The sequence below is a fragment of the Qipengyuania sp. MTN3-11 genome, assembly GCF_042851825.1.
Classification (GTDB): domain Bacteria; phylum Pseudomonadota; class Alphaproteobacteria; order Sphingomonadales; family Sphingomonadaceae; genus Qipengyuania.
This window is the reverse complement of the sequence record NZ_BTGM01000001.1, coordinates 1,034,315-1,050,518: the sequence shown is the minus strand read 5'-3', so window position 1 is coordinate 1,050,518 and position 16,204 is coordinate 1,034,315. Positions and strand designations below refer to the sequence as shown.

General features: G+C 67.3%; 21 protein-coding genes. 5 read left to right on the top strand and 16 right to left on the bottom strand.

Translation table 11 applies throughout. The features are described 5' to 3' along the window. The first annotated feature begins 96 nt into the window (after positions 1–96). Positions 97–516 carry a hypothetical protein gene (locus tag ACGHN1_RS05045; protein WP_390548914.1) on the top strand — a complete coding sequence of 140 codons (420 nt, stop codon included), beginning with the start codon at positions 97–99 and terminating at the stop codon, positions 514–516. A gap of 9 nt (positions 517–525) precedes the next feature. On the opposite strand, the gene ACGHN1_RS05040 is transcribed toward ACGHN1_RS05045, so the two are convergent. Then, entirely contained in the window at positions 526–1,176 is a 651-nt protein-coding gene (locus ACGHN1_RS05040) for a hypothetical protein (RefSeq protein ID WP_390548912.1), read from the bottom strand. A 75-nt stretch (positions 1,177–1,251) separates the two neighbouring features. Continuing rightward, positions 1,252–3,177, bottom strand: coding sequence for a S9 family peptidase (locus ACGHN1_RS05035; protein WP_390548910.1), 1,926 nt, complete (start codon positions 3,175–3,177; stop codon positions 1,252–1,254). Between the two features lie 132 nt (positions 3,178–3,309). On the opposite strand from ACGHN1_RS05035, the gene ACGHN1_RS05030 reads away from it, so the two are divergent. From ACGHN1_RS05030 to ACGHN1_RS05020, 3 genes are all read left to right on the top strand, one after another. Next, the gene (locus tag ACGHN1_RS05030; protein WP_390548908.1) at positions 3,310–4,719 is read left to right on the top strand and encodes an SLC13 family permease; all 1,410 of its coding nucleotides are present in this window, start codon (positions 3,310–3,312) and stop codon (positions 4,717–4,719) included. Positions 4,720–4,873: 154 nt separating this feature from the next. Next, complete coding sequence (locus ACGHN1_RS05025) at positions 4,874–6,187, top strand: cystathionine gamma-synthase family protein (RefSeq protein ID WP_390548906.1); 1,314 nt, start codon at positions 4,874–4,876, stop codon at positions 6,185–6,187. Positions 6,188–6,357: 170 nt separating this feature from the next. Beyond that, on the top strand, positions 6,358–7,071 hold the full coding sequence (locus tag ACGHN1_RS05020; protein ID WP_390548904.1) for a RimK family alpha-L-glutamate ligase: 714 nt from the start codon (positions 6,358–6,360) through the stop codon (positions 7,069–7,071). Here ACGHN1_RS05020 and ACGHN1_RS05015 read toward each other — a convergent pair. Continuing rightward, positions 7,068–7,601 (bottom strand): J domain-containing protein, encoded by a 534-nt coding sequence (locus ACGHN1_RS05015; RefSeq protein ID WP_390548902.1) that lies wholly within the window; start codon positions 7,599–7,601, stop codon positions 7,068–7,070. The two genes, ACGHN1_RS05020 and ACGHN1_RS05015, sit on opposite strands and share 4 nt — an antisense overlap. A 137-nt stretch (positions 7,602–7,738) precedes the next feature. Here ACGHN1_RS05015 and ACGHN1_RS05010 point away from each other — a divergent pair, with 137 nt between their 5' ends. Next, positions 7,739–7,903, top strand: a complete 165-nt coding sequence (locus ACGHN1_RS05010) for a hypothetical protein (protein WP_390548900.1) — start codon at positions 7,739–7,741, stop codon at positions 7,901–7,903. A 37-nt stretch (positions 7,904–7,940) separates the two neighbouring features. Here ACGHN1_RS05010 and pal read toward each other — a convergent pair whose 3' ends face one another. From pal to hisB, 13 genes are all read right to left on the bottom strand, one after another. Continuing rightward, the gene (gene pal / locus ACGHN1_RS05005) at positions 7,941–8,462 is read right to left on the bottom strand and encodes a peptidoglycan-associated lipoprotein Pal (RefSeq protein ID WP_390548898.1); all 522 of its coding nucleotides are present in this window, start codon (positions 8,460–8,462) and stop codon (positions 7,941–7,943) included. 70 nt (positions 8,463–8,532) lie between these two features. Next, a complete protein-coding gene (gene tolB, locus ACGHN1_RS05000) occupies positions 8,533–9,915 on the bottom strand; it encodes a Tol-Pal system beta propeller repeat protein TolB (protein WP_390548896.1) in 1,383 nt (460 codons plus the stop codon). After that, the gene (locus tag ACGHN1_RS04995) at positions 9,912–10,757 is read right to left on the bottom strand and encodes an energy transducer TonB (RefSeq protein WP_390548894.1); all 846 of its coding nucleotides are present in this window, start codon (positions 10,755–10,757) and stop codon (positions 9,912–9,914) included. Before ACGHN1_RS04995 ends, tolB begins: the two co-directional genes overlap by 4 nt. Before the next feature lie 4 nt (positions 10,758–10,761). Further along, entirely contained in the window at positions 10,762–11,205 is a 444-nt protein-coding gene (locus ACGHN1_RS04990; RefSeq protein WP_390548892.1) for an ExbD/TolR family protein, read from the bottom strand. Beyond that, the gene (gene tolQ, locus ACGHN1_RS04985) at positions 11,205–11,912 is read right to left on the bottom strand and encodes a protein TolQ (RefSeq protein ID WP_390548890.1); all 708 of its coding nucleotides are present in this window, start codon (positions 11,910–11,912) and stop codon (positions 11,205–11,207) included. Before tolQ ends, ACGHN1_RS04990 begins: the two co-directional genes overlap by 1 nt. Beyond that, the gene (locus tag ACGHN1_RS04980; protein ID WP_390548888.1) at positions 11,909–12,391 is read right to left on the bottom strand and encodes a YbgC/FadM family acyl-CoA thioesterase; all 483 of its coding nucleotides are present in this window, start codon (positions 12,389–12,391) and stop codon (positions 11,909–11,911) included. Before ACGHN1_RS04980 ends, tolQ begins: the two co-directional genes overlap by 4 nt. Positions 12,392–12,482: 91 nt before the next feature. After that, positions 12,483–12,857 (bottom strand): histidine triad nucleotide-binding protein, encoded by a 375-nt coding sequence (locus ACGHN1_RS04975; RefSeq protein WP_390548886.1) that lies wholly within the window; start codon positions 12,855–12,857, stop codon positions 12,483–12,485. Beyond that, entirely contained in the window at positions 12,858–13,178 is a 321-nt protein-coding gene (locus ACGHN1_RS04970; protein ID WP_390548884.1) for a phosphoribosyl-ATP diphosphatase, read from the bottom strand. 32 nt (positions 13,179–13,210) lie between these two features. Then, entirely contained in the window at positions 13,211–13,381 is a 171-nt protein-coding gene (locus tag ACGHN1_RS04965) for a hypothetical protein (RefSeq protein WP_390548882.1), read from the bottom strand. 78 nt (positions 13,382–13,459) lie between these two features. Then, positions 13,460–14,218, bottom strand: a complete 759-nt coding sequence (hisF, locus tag ACGHN1_RS04960; protein WP_390548880.1) for an imidazole glycerol phosphate synthase subunit HisF — start codon at positions 14,216–14,218, stop codon at positions 13,460–13,462. Further along, positions 14,215–14,967, bottom strand: a complete 753-nt coding sequence (hisA, locus tag ACGHN1_RS04955) for a 1-(5-phosphoribosyl)-5-[(5-phosphoribosylamino)methylideneamino]imidazole-4-carboxamide isomerase (protein WP_390548878.1) — start codon at positions 14,965–14,967, stop codon at positions 14,215–14,217. Before hisA ends, hisF begins: the two co-directional genes overlap by 4 nt. Beyond that, positions 14,964–15,590 (bottom strand): imidazole glycerol phosphate synthase subunit HisH, encoded by a 627-nt coding sequence (gene hisH / locus ACGHN1_RS04950; RefSeq protein WP_390548876.1) that lies wholly within the window; start codon positions 15,588–15,590, stop codon positions 14,964–14,966. Before hisH ends, hisA begins: the two co-directional genes overlap by 4 nt. Beyond that, positions 15,583–16,176, bottom strand: coding sequence for an imidazoleglycerol-phosphate dehydratase HisB (gene hisB / locus ACGHN1_RS04945; RefSeq protein WP_390548874.1), 594 nt, complete (start codon positions 16,174–16,176; stop codon positions 15,583–15,585). The genes hisH and hisB overlap by 8 nt, the downstream gene beginning before the upstream one ends. Positions 16,177–16,204: the final 28 nt, after the last annotated feature.

The window sequence follows — 16,204 nt, the reverse complement described above, 5'->3', positions numbered from 1 at the left end:
CCGGCCCCCACCCCGCCAGCCCCCACCCCGCCACCGCCCGCCGCCCTACCCGCGAACGACGACGGCCCGCCGCAGGGTTACACCGACGGATCGGGAGTGAACGAAGGGTACCCGGAGCTCAGCCCCTCACCGCTGGCGCCCGATGCGGAGCGCACGGAGACGGGCGCGCGAAATGTTCTGCTCGCCTTTGCCCGGGCAATCGAGCTGCGCGAATACGACCAGGCGTGGACCATGCTCGGTCGGTCCGCGAAGGAGAAATGGAGCAAGGCGCGCTTCAACGCCCTGTTCGACGGGTTGTCCGACATCACCGTCGCCGTTCCGGGCGGACGGATGGAAGGCGCCGCCGGCTCGAGCTATTACACGAGCGAGGCGACCATCACCGGCACCGATGCGGACGGTAGGCCGGTTCGGATCGAAGGGCCCATCGTCCTGAGACGGGTCAACGACGTGCCCGGCTCGACCGTGGATCAGCGCCGCTGGCACATCCAATCGGTCGATCTGGCCTGGACCCACTGAACCGCCGGTCTATTCGATCCGGAAGTCGAGAACGGTGAAGCGCGCGGGATTGGTGGCGTAGACTCCGTGCCCGCGCCCGCTGCTGCCGCCGAAGGTAAATCCGACACGGTGCGCATCCTCGATCGCTGCGGCGAACCCGCGCGGGTTGGTCGCGGAATCGCTTCCCATCATCGCGATCCACCTCTCGTCCTCAGCGAGCGGAATGCTGACCTCGTGCACGCCGGGCGAAAGCGGAACCTGGCGCGCCACCGGCGAATACCAGCGATAATCGGGATGGCGGGCACGCCAGCTGTCTCCGCGACGCTGGAAGTAGAGCGACAGCGTCGCCGGGCCGGCACCGGGATTCTCCTGCTGCACGAACCGCGTGCCGCGCGGCGCGTCGATGCGGTAGCGCAGCGTGATCCGTTTGGCCCCGGCGAGGCTGCGCACCGGGGTGGTCACGTAATGCACATGCCCGTCGGCCGCCGTCGGGCCCGGGATGACGAAGCTCGCGCCCTCGCGCGTATCCGCCGGACGGACCGGCATGCCGACCGAATAATTGCGCCCGTCGATGAACGGGCCAATCTCCCAGGCGGATGCGGGAGGCGCCTCGGCCGCGCCGGGCGATATGGCGGAGCCCGCGAGCGCGGCGGCGAGGATCGATCTGAGTATCGGCATCATGCCTCTTCCAGTGACATGGCGGCACTGAAAGGGGCCTGAGCCAGGCGTTCGGCGGACAGAAAGGTTTGAGGGAATCTACCGCCCGATATGCTCGTCGAGGAAGGTCAGATAGGCTTCCGACGCTTCGATCCGGTTGGACTTGTTACGGAAGCCGTGCCCCTCGTCGTCGAACAGGACATATTCGACCGGAACGTCGTTCGCGCGCACTGCCTCGACCAGCTCGTCGCTCTCGACCTGAAGCACGCGGGGGTCGTTGGCGCCCTGCACCACCAGCATCGGCTTGACGATGTTGGCGGCGTGGAACAGCGGCGAAATTCGGCGCAGCCGCTCCTCGTCGGTCGCCGGGTCGCCCATCTCGTCGAACAGCGCCACGCGGTTCGCACCCCACCAGGCGGGGATCGAATTGAGCGTGCGAAGCCAGTTGGTGACGCCGAAGATGTTGATCCCGGCATCGAAGACCTGGGGCCGGAAGGCGAGCGCCGCCGCGGTCATGTAGCCGCCGTAGGAACCGCCCATTATCGCGATCCTGTCGTCCGCGACCCAGTCCATGCCCTTCAGCCATTCGGCCGAGGCGACGACATCGTCGAGATCGGCCTCGCCGTGCTTGCGGTCGTCCATGTGGAAGAAGGTCTTGCCGTAGCCAGAGGAGCCGCGGTTGTTGATCCCGTAGACCGCATAACCGTGGTTCACGAGATGCTGGATCGTCGGGTTGTAGCCCCGCCGCGTCTGTCCGCCGGGACCCCCGTGGACATAGACGACCGCCGGGGCCGGATTGGCCGCGCTCGCTCCCTTGGGCCGGTAGAGAATTCCGGGGACTTCGACCCCGTCGTAGCTCTCGAAACGCGCGACGGTGGCGGTGACGAGATCGCCTTCGTCGATCGCCGGATCGAGCGCGCTGGTCAGCCGCCGGGCCTTTCCGGTGGCGAGATCGGCGACGTAGATGTCCGAAGGCGAGGTGTCGGAGGACACGGTGAAGGCGATGTGGCTCTCGTCCTCGTCGAAGCGGATCGACCCGAGATCGCCATCGGGAACACCGCTCAGCGCCACGTCGCGGCCGGTGTTCTGGTCGAGCAGGGTGAGTTCCGTCTTGGCATCGGCGTTGACCCCGCTCACCCGGTAGCGGCCGCTGGGCGAGAAGCTGACGAAGCTGACGTCCCAGTCGTCCGCCAGATATTTTTCCTTGTCGCCGCTTGCCAGATCGTAGGTCCAGGCCTCGCTGTATTCGCCGTTCTCGTTGGTGGAATAGACCAGCTTTGTGTTGTCCCGGGTGAAGGCGTGGCTGCCGTAGGTGATATTGCCCTCGTGCGCGGTGATCAGGCGGGGCGTCTTGTCACCGGTCAGATCGACCAGATAGAGATCGCTGTCGGCGCTCGAATTGTATTTCACCAGCACCATCCAGCGCCCGTCGTCCGACACCTCGCCGGGGAAGAACCCGCCGGGATTGGTGAACAGCAACTCGCGCGAATAATCGTCGGCATCGTAGGCGTAGAGGTCGAAGGCCTGCGGATCGCGCTCGTTGGTCGAAACGTAGAAAGTCTCGCCATCCTTGCTCCAGCCGGCGAAGTTGGAGGTGAGTTCGTCCCCGGGTGTCAGGTCGCGCACCGTCCCGTCTTCCTCGCGGACATAAATATGGGTCAGCTCGTTCCCGCCGCCATCGGAGCCGTATAGGACGCGCCCATCTTCGGGAAAGAAGCTGGCGGCGAAGACGGCGTTCGTGGTCGAGCTGGTGAGCGGCATCGCCTCGCCGCCGTCGACGGGCAGGAGATAGGCGTTGAACACGCCGCTCTCGTCGCTGGTGATCAGGACGTGCTCGCCGTCGGGCGAGAACACATGTCCCCCGCCCGATCCGAGCGCGTAGGATGTCGAATCGTAGAATTGTTCGGCACTGTAGGTCTTCACCGCCTCGGCTGTCGCGCTTGCCTGCTGCGCGCTAGCGATGGCCGGAGCGGTCAGCGCCGCCAGCGCGACGCCCGCGGCCAGAATGCGAAGGGTCGGTCTCATCGAATCTCTCCCATGCGTATTGAGTGCCTAACACACCGGGAATAGGCATTGCGAACCGGTTGGACAAGCCGTCGATTGCTTGGGCCGGGCCTTCTTGCTAGCCCTTGCGGCTTGAGGGGGGGAGTTCGGGAGATGAGCGCCGCAAGGATCGGCCTCGCGGTCGGGATAGTCGCGCTATCGGGCAGCCTGTTCCTGCCGCTTCCGGCCGGCATGCCGCGCGAGGCGATGGTGGTTGCCGGACTGGTGCTGCTGATGGCGGCCTGGTGGATGACCGAGGCGATCCCGCTCACCGCGACCGCGCTGATGCCCTTTCTCGTCCTGCCCTTCGCCGGAGTGATGGACGCCGGGGAGACGGCCAGCGCCTATTATTCGCCGATCCTCTTCCTCATTCTCGGCGGGGCGTTCCTCGCCCTTGCGATCGAGCGAACCGGCCTGCACCGGCGGCTGGCGCTGGCGATCCTCGACATGCTGGGGGATCGCGGCGGACAGGGCGGCTTGCTGCTTGCCTTCATGGTCGCCGCCGCCGTGCTGTCGATGCTGATTTCGAACACCTCCACCGCGCTGATCATGATGCCGATGGCGCTCGCGGTCCTTTCCGGCGGCGGGAGCGAGCGCGGCAGTTTCGAAGGCCTTTCCGGCGCCCTGCCGATGGGGATCGCATTCGCCGCGAGCATCGGCGGTCTCGGCACGCTCGTGGGTTCGCCCACCAACGCCATCGCGGTCGGGCTGGTGGAGGAAATTGCCGGAACCCGCATCACCTTCGCGCAGTGGACGCTCTACGGGTTGCCGCTGGTGGTGCTCGGCGTGCCCCTCGCCGCGCTCGTCGTCGCGCGTGTGCAGAAGGTGGCGGCCCACCCGTTCGACGTGAAGGCGGCGCGCCAGGCGATCGCGGGAGACGGGCCGATGGGGACGGCCGAACGGCGGGTGATGATGGTCGTCGGGCTCTCTTTCCTCGCCTGGATGACGCAGATCTGGGTCGGCGCACTGCTGCCCGAAGGCAGCTGGACCGACGGCACCATCGCCATCGCCGCGGGCCTCGCGCTGTTCCTCGTCCCCGACGGCACCGGCCGCCCCCTGCTGGTCTGGGAGGAAGCCGACCGCGCGCCGTGGGGCGTGATCATGATGTTCGGCGGTGGACTGGCGCTGGCCGCCGGGATGAGCGCGAGCGGACTGGCCGACTGGCTGGGGCAGGCGCTGCTGCCACTCGACACCCTGCCGCTGGTGGTGGTGGCCCTCGCCATCGTCGCCATGGTGGTGCTGATCACCGAATTCGCCAGCAACGTCGCCACCGCCAGCGGCATCATCCCCGTCGTCGCGAGCCTGATCGTCGCGCTCGGTGCCGATCCGGTGCTGCTCGCCATGCCTGCAGCACTCGCTGCAAGCTGGGGGTTCATGCTGCCCGCCGGGACCGGCCCCAACGCCATCGCCTGGGCGACCGGGCGCATCCGCATCGAGCGGATGGTCAAGGCCGGCATCCTGCTGGATCTGATCGGCGTGTTCCTGATCGTCGGCGTGGTCTTCGCCATGCACGCGCTCGCCTGAACCGGTTGAAACGGGGGCAGCGGCGGCTTATGCGCAGAGCCGCTTGCGAGACCCGGCGGAGAAGCGTTCCTGCGGAGGTTAGGGACGGGTGCCCCGGCTCTCCGACCGGCTCCCGCCTTCCTGGGAGCGTGCGACAGGAAGGAAGCTCTCACCGATGAGCGACAACGACATCGATCCCACCACGCCCCGCAAGAACCCCAAGCCCGAGGTCAAGACCATCGGCGGGCGGACGCTGAAGCCGTCGACGCTGATGATGGGCCATGGCTACGATCCCACCCTCTCCGAAGGCAGCCTCAAGGCGCCGATCTTCCTCACCAGCACCTTCGCCTTCCCCAGCGCGGCCGACGGCAAGCGCCATTTCGAAGGCATCACCGGCAAGCGTCCGGGAGGGGCGGAAGGCCTGGTCTATTCCCGCTTCAATGCCCCGAACCAGGAAATCCTGGAAGACCGTCTGGCGGTCTGGGACGGTGCGGAAGAGGCGCTGAGCTTTTCCAGCGGCATGACCGCCATCGCCGTGCTGCTGCTGGCGGCGTGCAAATCCGGAGACGTGATCGTCCATTCCGGGCCGCTCTATGCCGCGTCCGAGGGCTTCATCGCCAAGACCATGGCGAAATTCGGCGTGCGCTTCGTCGATTTTCCCGCCGGCGCCGACCGCGCCAAGCTGGACGAGGTGATGGCCCGCGCCAAGTCGCTGGCGGAGGAACAGGGCGGCGAGGTGCCGATGATCTACCTCGAAAGCCCCGGCAATCCCACCAACGCGCTGGTCGACATCGAAGCGGTAAGGGACGCCCGCGACGCGCATTTCGATCCGGACAAATGCTCGATCGCGATCGACAACACCTTCCTCGGGCCGCTGTGGCAACGTCCGCTCGATCACGGGGCCGATCTGGTCGTCTATTCGCTGACCAAATACGTCGGCGGCCATTCGGATCTCGTTGCCGGCAGCGTTTCGGGCAAGAAGCGTTTCGTCGATGCGATCCGCATGCTGCGCAACACGATGGGCGGCATCTGCGACCCCAACACGGCCTGGATGTTGTGCCGCAGCCTGGAAACGGTCGAACTGCGGATGCAGCGCGCCGGCGAAAACGCGGCCAAGGTGTGCGATTACCTTGCCGCCCATCCCAAGGTCGAAGGTCTCGGCTATCTCGGCATGATCAAGGATGCGCGCCAGCAGGACATCTACGATCGCCATTGCCTGGGTGCGGGCAGCACCTTCTCGCTGCTGCTCAAGGGCGGCGAGGCCGAATGCTTCCGCTTCCTCGACGCCCTGAAGATCGCCAAACTCGCGGTGAGCCTCGGCGGAACCGAAACGCTCGCCAGCCACCCGGCCAGCATGACGCACCTGTCCGTGGCGGAAGGCCGCCGCGCGGAACTCGGCATCTCCGACAATCTCGTACGCATCAGCATCGGCATCGAGGATGCGGACGACCTCATCGCCGATTTCGAGCAGGCGCTGGAGGCGGTCTGACGAAGATAGGATTCCTCGCCTGCGCCGAGACCCTGCCCGGCAAGGGCGCACGGCGCGGCGATGCCTTCGAGCACGATCTCGAAGTCGCTGCGCTGCGTCCTGCGCTCGCCGATGCGGGGCTGGAGCTGCTGGAAATCGACTGGCGCGCGCCACCGAATGCGTTCGATGGCGTGGCGCTGGTCCTGCTCGGGACCGCATGGGACTATCAGGATCATCCGGCGGAATTCCTCGCGCGGCTGGAGGAACTGGCGGCGCGCGGCATCGCGGTCCGCAATCCTCCCGAGGTGGTCCGGTGGAACGCCGACAAGTCCTACCTGCAAGAGCTTGCCGAGCGGGGTGCGACCACGGTTCCGGCGCTCTATCGCGAGGATGCGGGGGCCGATGATGTCGCCGAGGCGATGGAGCGGCTGGGTACGCGCGACGTCGTCGTCAAACGACAGGTCGGAGCGGGCGGCTTGGGGCAGCACCGTTTCACGGCCGACTCCCCTCCCTCCCCCGGGTGGCGGATGGGCCATCGCTGCTTGATCCAGCCGTTCCTGCCGAGCGTGGTCGAGGAGGGCGAATACACCTTCGTCTTCGTCGACGGCGAATTTTCGCACGGGGTCCGCAAACGTCCGGCGAAGGACGATTACCGCATACAATCTCTCTACGGTGGATTAGAAAGCGCCTACACGCCCTCGGTCACGGACCTTGCCGGCGCGAAGGCCGTGCTCGATGCCCTGCCGTTCGCCGACCTGCTCTACGCCCGCATCGACATGATCCGCCTGCCCGACGGCGCGCTGGCAGTGATGGAGGCCGAGCTGATCGAGCCCTATCTCTATCCCGAGCAAGGACCCGAGCTCGGCGCGAGGCTCGCGCCGGCGATAGCCGACCGCCTCGCCTAGCCCTTCCACTCCCGCCGTTCTTCGGCTGCCTTCAGAACATCGTAGGCCACGGAAAGCTTGCGGAATTCCGCCGCCGCCGCATCGTCGCCCGGCTTGACGTCGGGGTGAACGACCTTCGCCTTCATGCGGAACGCCTTCTTCACCGCGACGAAATCGGCATCGGCCTCGAGTTCGAGGATCTCCAGCGCGCGCATTTCGTCGGCGCTGCGCGATCCGTCCCCGCTGCCACTCCAGCCGTAGTGCTGGGCCTCCGCATAACCGGCGTTCTCGCTGCGCTCGGCCCGGGCGCGCTGTTCCTTTTCCGCCTTGTCGAGGCCTTCGAAATAGTCCCACTTCTGGTTGTATTCGGCGGCGTGCTTCTGACAGAACATCCAGCGCTCGGGGCTGTTGGGCGCCTTGGGTGCGGGGCACTCGCCCTTTTCCTCGCAGCCGTGACGATCGCACAGGCGCACGGTCGCCGCCTCGCGCGAGCTGTCGTAGCTGCGCCAGCGCGGGAAACCCCAGTCGAGCGAGCGATGGGCCTTAGGCATGGGTGGAAGTCGTTCGTCGGGCAGGCATCATCGTCAGTCTAGGCATGATTGCGACAGGCACAAGGATCGGGAACGGGCCGGGATGCGAAATGTTGCATCGCAACGAAACGATAACCCATTCACGCTACGGACCCGCCATGAAATCGCCCAGCCCCCAGGTCACATTCGCGATCGCGCTGTCGCTGGCGCTCACGGGCCTGTTCGCCGTTTCGACCGGCGCGCCGCGGCGCGATGGTGCGGAATTGCAGATCCCGGCATTCGCCACTGCGCCGCACGGCCCCCTCGCAAATATCGCGCGCTGAGGAGCCCCCGCCGGGCGGAGGCTCCCCTTCGCGACGATCAGTTGATCACGACCGTCGCCGCGCGGCGGTTCTGCGCCCATGCGCTCTCGTTCGAACCCATCGCCACCGGACGTTCCTTGCCGTAGCTGATGGTGCGGATGCGGTTGGCCGGAATACCGACAGAGACGAGGTAGTTCTTCGCCGCATTGGCCCGCCTCTCGCCCAGCGCGAGGTTGTATTCGCGCGTGCCACGCTCGTCCGCATGTCCCTCGATGGTGAAGGTCACGTTCGGATATTGCGAGAAATACTGCGCCTGCGTCTGCAGGATGCGCGAATCCTCGGCATCGATGTTGAAGCGGTCGGTGTCGAAATAGACCACCGAATTGCTCTGGCCGACGGTCTGCAGGAAATGCTGCTGCGTGCCGGGACCGCTGGCACTCGGCCCCGTCGTGGTCGGCGTCGGCGTCGTGGTACCGGTGTCCTGCGGCGCGGGCGGAAGCTGCTCTGGCGCTTTCTTGGCGCAGCCGGCGATGGCCAGCGTGCCCGCTGCAAGGGCGAAGGCGAATTTACGTGTGGTCATGGCGCTGATTCCCTTTTCAGCCTCGGAAAAATGGTGCCCGGGTTCGTCGGCCCCCGGGTATGCAATGCGTTCACGGCAGGATCGGTCCCCACGCCGGGTCGGATGCATCGACCGGCGTGGGCAGTTCGCGCAGGTTCTCCCCGGTCAGATCGATTTGCCACAGCGAGGTGGCACCCGAATTGCGCTCGGTCCGGAAGAACTGGATGATGCGGCCGTTGGGCGACCATGTCGGCGCCTCGTCCTGCCAGCCGCTGGTCAGCCGGCGCACGTTGCCGCCGCTCGGGCTCATGACCGACACGTTGAAGGTGCTGGCGTTGGTGAAGGCGATCTGGTCGCCGCGCGGGCTCCATTCCGGCGTCGCGCAGCGCGCGCTGCCGAAGCTGATGCGCCGCTGGTTCGACCCGTCGGCATTCATGACGTAGCACTGCTGGTTGCCGGAACGGTCGCTCTCGAAGACGATCTGGCTTCCATCGGGCGAGAACGAGCCGCCGATGTCGATTCCCGGCGTGTCGGTCAGCCGCTCGCTGCGCCCGCCCTGCGCCGAGACGCGGTAGATGTCGGTGTTGCCGCCGACCGCCATCGAATAGAGGATGTAACGCCCGTCCGGGCTCCAGCGCGGGGCGAAGGTCGGGTTGGCGCTCTCGGTGACCAGCGTCTGGCGTCCGGTGCCGATGTCGTAGACGTAGATGCGGGGATTGCCGTCGACGTAGCTGAGATAGACGAGCTGGCGGTAGTCGGGCGAATAGCGCGGGGTCAGCGCGGTCGAGCGGCCGGTGGTGATGAAGCGGTGGTTGGCGCCGTCGCTGTCCATGATCGCGAGCCGCTTGGTGCGATTGTCCTTGGGTCCGGTCTCGGCGATGTAGGCGATGCGGCTGTCGAAGAACGGGCTCTCGCCGGTGAGCCGCGAATAGACGAGGTCGGCGCATTTGTGCGCGGCGCGGCGCCAGTCGGCGGGCTGCACGACCCAGCCCTCGCGCACGAGCTCGCTGCGCAGCGCCATGTCGTAGAGATAGCAGCCGACCGTCAACCGCCCGTCGCCGCGCGCGCGAACGTAGCCCTGGACCAGCATCTCCGCCCCGCGGTTCGACCATGTGGCATAGTTGGGGGCGGAGATTTCCGGGAATTGCGGGCGCGGCAGGGCATCGGGGCCCGTCGGCTTGAACAGGCCGTTGTTGCGAAGATCGGAGGTGATGACCCGGGCCAGCTCGATCCCGAGCGCCGCGGTCCCCTGCGCATTGGCAGGCGTCGGCGCATCGCGATCGGTGGCGAAGGCCGGAATGGCGATGCCGAGATCGTCGAGATTGCCTTCGAAGCTGACCGAGCCGGTCAGGCCCTGGCTTTCCTCGACGGTCTCCACCTCGCCGCCTTCCGGCAGCGGTTCGCCGAGATCCTGGTTCTGCGCCGCCAGCGGTGCGGCGAGCAGGATGGTGAAGGTTGCGATCAGTGCTTTCATTGGGCCAATCTCCAGTCGAAGCCGAACGGGCCGACAAGTTTCCAGGCTTCGTAATATTCTTCCGGCAGGTCGGAAAAGGGTGCGGCGAGCTGTACCGCGCGGATCGCCTGTTCCGCATGGCGCCCGGCCTGGGCGCGGTTGACGTCGTTGACGCCGGTCTGGCGGACGACTTCGGGACGGCCGGCGAGCGAGCCGTTCTCGTTGAGCCGGAACCGCAGGAAGGTGGTGATCTCCTCGACCTCCGGACCGTTGGGCGGCGACCAGTGCGGCTTGATCCGCCGCGCAATCGCCTGAACCAGGGAAGCCTTGGCGCTTGCTCCGATCTGCGAGGCGGGAGTGCGGGTCTCCTCGGTCCGCGCGCTGTCTCCGGCCCCGGCGAGGAAATTCTCGCCCACGCGCGAGCCTCCGCCACGCTCCGCGGCGCGGGCGGGTTGCTGGGCGGGACGCTCGGTGCGCGGCGGATCGGGGCGACGACGCGGGCGCGTGTCCGCGGGGCGCTGAGGCGTCGGGGCCGGTCGCTGGACGCGCTCGACCGGGCGGCGGACGGGCTGCTGGACCGGCTGTGCCACAGCCTCGGGCACGGCTTCGGGCTCGGGCGCGGGGGCCGGCGTGTCCGAAAGCTCGGGCGCCACCGCGGCCCGGCTTTCGGGAACCGGCTCGGGCGCGGTGGCTTCCATGCCGACTTCCTCGGCCAGATTGACCGTCATCCGCTCGACGGGGGTGATGTCGCTGCGATTGGCCGGCTGGAGCAGCAGGACGAGGACCAGCAGCAGATGCAGCACTGCGGCGACGAACAGGCCGACGCGCTCTTCCTTGCTGAACCGGGTCTCTCCCATGGCCATGCGGCTATGGCTCCACCGATGAACCGTTTGTGACCAGCGAGATGCGATTGAGGCCGGCCCTGTTGAGCTCGCCCATCACCGCCATCACGCGGCCGTAGTCGAGCCCGCGATCGGCGCGCAGGGTGATGTCGGTCCCCTCGCCCGTGCGCGGCAGGTCGGCGAGCGCCTGCTCCAGCCCGCCGACTTCGATGCGCTGCTGGTCGATGTAAACGAAGCCCTGCTCGTCGATGCTGATGGTGACCTGCTGCGCCTCGTTGTCGAGCGGATTGGCGCGGCTGTCGGGAAGGTCGATCGGCACGCCCGCGGTCAGCAGAGGCGCGGTGACCATGAAGATGATCAGCAGCACCAGCATCACGTCGACCAGCGGCGTCACGTTGATCTCGGCCATCGGCGCGCGTTTGCCGCCCCGCCCCCGCCGCCTGCCGGAAGAGACCATGCCCATCGCCATCAGGCGGCGTCCAGCTGGCGGCTGAAGGTCGCGTGCAGCTTGTCGGCGAAGCGCTGGAGGCGGGCCTCGTACCGGTTCACGCGGTGGCTGAACCGGTTGTAGGCGATCACCGCAGGGATCGCGGCAAACAGCCCGATCGCAGTGGCGAACAGCGCTTCGGAAATGCCCGGCGCGACCACGGCGAGCGAAGAGCTTTCCTGCGCTCCGATCTGGAAGAAGCTGTTCATGATCCCCCAGACGGTGCCGAACAGGCCGACGAAGGGTGCGACCGCGCCGGTGGTGGCGAGGAAGTTGAGCCGCTCCGCCAGCGTATCGGATTCCAGTGCCACCTGGCTTTCCATCGCCCCGGCCAGGCGCGACCGCACGCCTTCGCGGTCCTTGATCCCGCCCTTGGTCGAACGTCGCCATTCTCCGACGCCGGCCCCCGCGACGCGCGAGGGCGGCAGATCGGCCCGGCCGCGCTCGGCCATGAAGCGATCGTAATTCTCGGCCTGCCAGAACTCTTCCTCGTAACGCATTGTCTGCGAACGCAAACGGCCCATGCGCAGCCAGAAGCTGACGATGATCATCCAGGTCCAGATGCTGGCAAGCAACAGGCCGGCCATGACGAGCTGGACCACGATGTCGGCATCGAGAAACAGCTGGATCGGATCGAGCCGGGTCGCGGCCGCGGCACCGGCCGGGGCGAGAAGATCGAGTGCGTTCATGCGGTTGCGGTCTCTTTCATGAAGTCTTCGAATGCCTGGCGCCAGGCCAAGGGTTGGCGGATCGGGCGGCCGGCGGGGCTGACGAAGCCGACACGCAGCCGCGCTTCGGCGAGCAGGCAATCGCCCTTCCCGAAATCGCGGATCGCCCGCTGGTGCATGCGGCAGCTCGCCGCGCCCATCTCGGTGCAGCGGGTCTCGATCACCACATCGTCGTCGAGCTTTGCCGGGCGGCGATACTTCAGCTCGATCTCGGACACCGCATAGGCCCCCTCGCCCGCCTCGATCGCGGCGCGCTGATCGATGTCGAGCAGCCGCAGCAGGTCGGAACGCGCACGTTCGAACCAGCGCAGGTAGTTGGCGTGGTAGGTGATGCCCGACAGATCGGTATCCTCGTAATAGACGCGCACGGCATACAAATGCCGCGCGCCGTCGATCGTGCCGCCCGGAAGGTTCAGGCCGGGATGGGATTGGATCGCCATGCGCCGCGCCTTAGCGGAGGCGCGAATCGCGTGGCAAGCGGTGCGAAGCCAAAATGTTGTGAAGCGGGGCCGAAGCGTTGGGCCGCCGCGCTCAGGCGATCATGCGGCCGAGCGGCTGTCCGCCGAAGATGTGGACGTGGAGATGCGGCACCTCCTGCCCGCCATGCGCGCCGACATTGGCGAGCAGCCGGTAGCCGGGCTCGACCAGCCCCTTCTCGCGCGCGACCGTGCCCACGGCGCGGACGAAGCCGGCGATCTCGGCATCGCTCGCCTTGGCGCTGAAATCGTCCCAGCTGACGTATTCGCCCTTTGGCACCACCAGCGTGTGGATTTCCGCCTGGGGATTGATGTCCTCGAAGGCGATGGCCCAGTCGTCTTCATAGACCCTGGTGGCAGGAATTTCCCCGCGCAGGATCCTGGCGAAGATATTGTCGCTGTCGTAGGGCCTGGTGGCGTCGATCGGCATCTACCGGCTCCCGTTCCTGGCGGCCTTCTCGGCGATACCCGAGACCCCTTCGCGCCGGTCGAGCTCGTCCATCACATCCGCCAGGCTCACGCCGCGCGCCTCGAGCAGGATCAACAGGTGGAAAAGCAGGTCGGCGGCCTCGCCGCGCAGGTTCTCCGGTTTCTCGCCCAGCGCGGCGATCACGGTCTCGACCGCTTCCTCGCCGACCTTGCGGGCGATCTGGGGAATCCCTTTCGCGAAGAGACTGGCGACATAGCTGGTATCGGGATTTGCGTCCCGCCGGTCGGCGATGGTGGCGCAAAGGCGGGTCAGCGTGTCCATGCCGGGCTGCATGGATGGCGGGACCCGCCGGGTCAATCCCGTCCGCCGGCCTTGCCGACGGCGATCGACCTGCCGACGGCCAATCCGGCAAAGCCGATGGCGATCACCAGCAGCGCACTCGGCTCCTCGACGGCGCGGACGGCTTCGCGCACGCCCGGAAGGGCGGCGAGCTCGGCAGCGAGGGCGATCACCTGAGTCGACACGGGTGGGACATTAGCAGCAGGGATGTTGCGTTCCCGCGACGGGTCGCGATGCGTCCCACGCCGGGACATACACACGCATCAGACGCGGGCAGGCAGTCCGGCGGCCCTCAGCGCCTCGTGCGCCTCCGCGATGGTGTGCATGCCGAAGTGGAAAATCGAGGCGGCAAGCACCGCGCTCGCATGGCCCTGGGTCACGCCCTCGACGAGATGGTCGAGCGTGCCGACACCGCCGCTGGCGATGACCGGCACGGGCACGGCATCGGCGATCGTGCGGGTCAGGTCGATGTCGTAGCCCTTCCGAGTGCCGTCCCCATCCATCGAGGTGACGAGCAGTTCGCCGGCGCCCAGCTCCACCAGGCGCCGCGCATGGGCGAGGGCGTCGATCCCGGTCGGCCGGCGACCGCCATGGGTAAAGATTTCCCAGCGCTCGCCAATCCGCCGCGCATCGACGCTGGCGACCACGCACTGGCTGCCGAAGCGATCGGCGATCTCTCCCACCAGTTCGGGCCGCGCGACCGCGGCGGAATTGACCGCCACCTTGTCGGCCCCCGCCAGCAGCAATGCGCGCGCATCCGCCACGCTCCGCACGCCGCCGCCGACGGTCAGCGGCATGAAACACACCGCCGCGGTCCGCCGAACGATGTCGAGCAGCGTGCCGCGCCCTTCGTGGCTGGCGGAAATGTCGAGGAAGCACAGCTCGTCGGCTCCCGCCGCGTCGTAGGCCTGGGCCTGTTCGACCGGATCGCCGGCGTCCTTGAGATCGACGAAGTTGACGCCCTTCACCACGCGCCCGTCGGCGACGTCGAGGCAAGGGATGACGCGGATGCGGACGGTCATCGCGCCGCACCGCTTCGCTGTTCCGTCCGCGCCGCCACTTTCAGCGCTTCGCCGAGGTCGAGCCGGCCGTCGTAGAGCGCCCGGCCCGTGATGACGCCTTCGATTCCCTCGTCGGCATGGCGCGCAAGTGCCTCTATATCCTCGATACCGGCGACTCCGCCGCTGGCGATAACGGGTATGTCGACCTGCCGCGCCAGCGCCAGCGTCGCGTCGAGATTGACGCCCTTGAGCATCCCGTCGCGCCCGATATCGGTAAACAGCAACGCCGCGACGCCCGCATCCTCGAACCGGCGCGCGAGATCGGCCACGGCCACGTTCGAGACCTCGGCCCAGCCCTCGGTGGCGACCATTCCGTCGCGCGCATCCACCGCGACGACGATCGCGCCGGGATGGGAGCGCGCCATGTCCTTGACGAATTCGGGATCCTTGAGTGCGGCGCTGCCCATGACGATCCGCGCCACGCCGGCGGCGAACCAGCTCTCGACATCGGCGCGTGTGCGGATGCCCCCGCCCAGCTGGACCCGGCCGGGAAAGGCCGCGACGATGGCTTCCACCGCGCCGCGATTGCGCGCCGAACCGGCGAAGGACCCGTCGAGATCGACCACATGGAGATGATCCGCGCCGGCTTGCGAGAAAGCCAGCGCCTGCCTTGCCGGATCGCCGGAATAGACCGTGGCGCGGGCCATGTCGCCTTCCGCCAGGCGCACCACCTCGCCGCCCTTCAGGTCGATGGCGGGGAACACGATCATGGCCGCCACTCCAGGAAACGTTCCAGCAGCGCCAGACCGTAGGCCTGGCTCTTTTCCGGATGGAACTGAACACCGGCGATGTTGTCCCGCCCAACCGCCGCGGTCAGACTGCCGCCGTGATCGCTCAGCGCCAGCGCGTCGGCATGGTCCGCTACGTGGAAATGGTAGGAATGGAGGAAATAGGCTTCGCCCTCTTCCACCACCGCATGCCCGCGCGCGTGCGGCAGGGGCGCGACATCGTTCCAGCCCATATGCGGCACCTTCACGCCGCGCCGGGCGGGATCGAGCGGTTGCACCTCGCCCGCGATCCAGTCGAGACCGGGGGTGCTGCCGTGTTCGAGCCCGCGGGTCGCGAGCAGTTGCATGCCGACGCAGATGCCGAGAAAGGGCGCCCCGCCAACCTTCACACGCTCGGTCATCGCCTCGACCGCGCCCTCGGCGGCGCGCAACCCTTCCGCGCAGGCCCGAAACGAACCCACGCCCGGAAGCACGATCCGATCGGCGGCGCGCAGCACGTCGGGATCGGCGGTCACCGCGACCCGCGCCCCGACCCGCCGCAGCGCGTTCTCGACCGAATGGAGATTGCCCGCGCCGTAATCGACGAGGGCCGTGACCTCAGCCACCCAATTGCCCCTTGGTGCTCGGCACCGCGCCACCCTTGCGCGGATCGATCTCGACGGCGATCCGCATCGCACGGGCGAAGCCCTTGTACAGCGCTTCGCAGATGTGGTGATTGTTCTGGCCGTAGAGCAGTTCGCAATGGAGCGTGATTCCGGCGGTCTGGGCGATCGACTGGAACCAGTGCTCGATCAGCTCGGTGTCCCATTCGCCGAGCTTTTCCTGCGTGAACCGGGCGTTCCACACGAGGAAGGGCCGCCCGGAAATATCCAGTGCGACCCGCGCCAGAGTCTCGTCCATCGGCGAATAGGCGCTGCCGTAGCGCGCAATCCCGCCCTTTTCGCCCAACGCCTGTGCCAGGGCCTGGCCGAGCGCCAGCGCGCTGTCTTCGGTGGTGTGGTGCTGATCGACATGGAGATCGCCGTCGACCTTCATGATCACGTCGATCAAGGAATGCTTGGAGAACTGTTCGACCATGTGATCGAGAAAGCCGATGCCCGTCGAGACCTCGTACGTCCCTGTTCCATCGAGATCGACCTCGACCAGGATCGCGGTTTCGGCGGTCTTTCGTTCGATACGTCCCTTGCGCATGGCGCGCGCTATAGGCGGTGCACCGTCG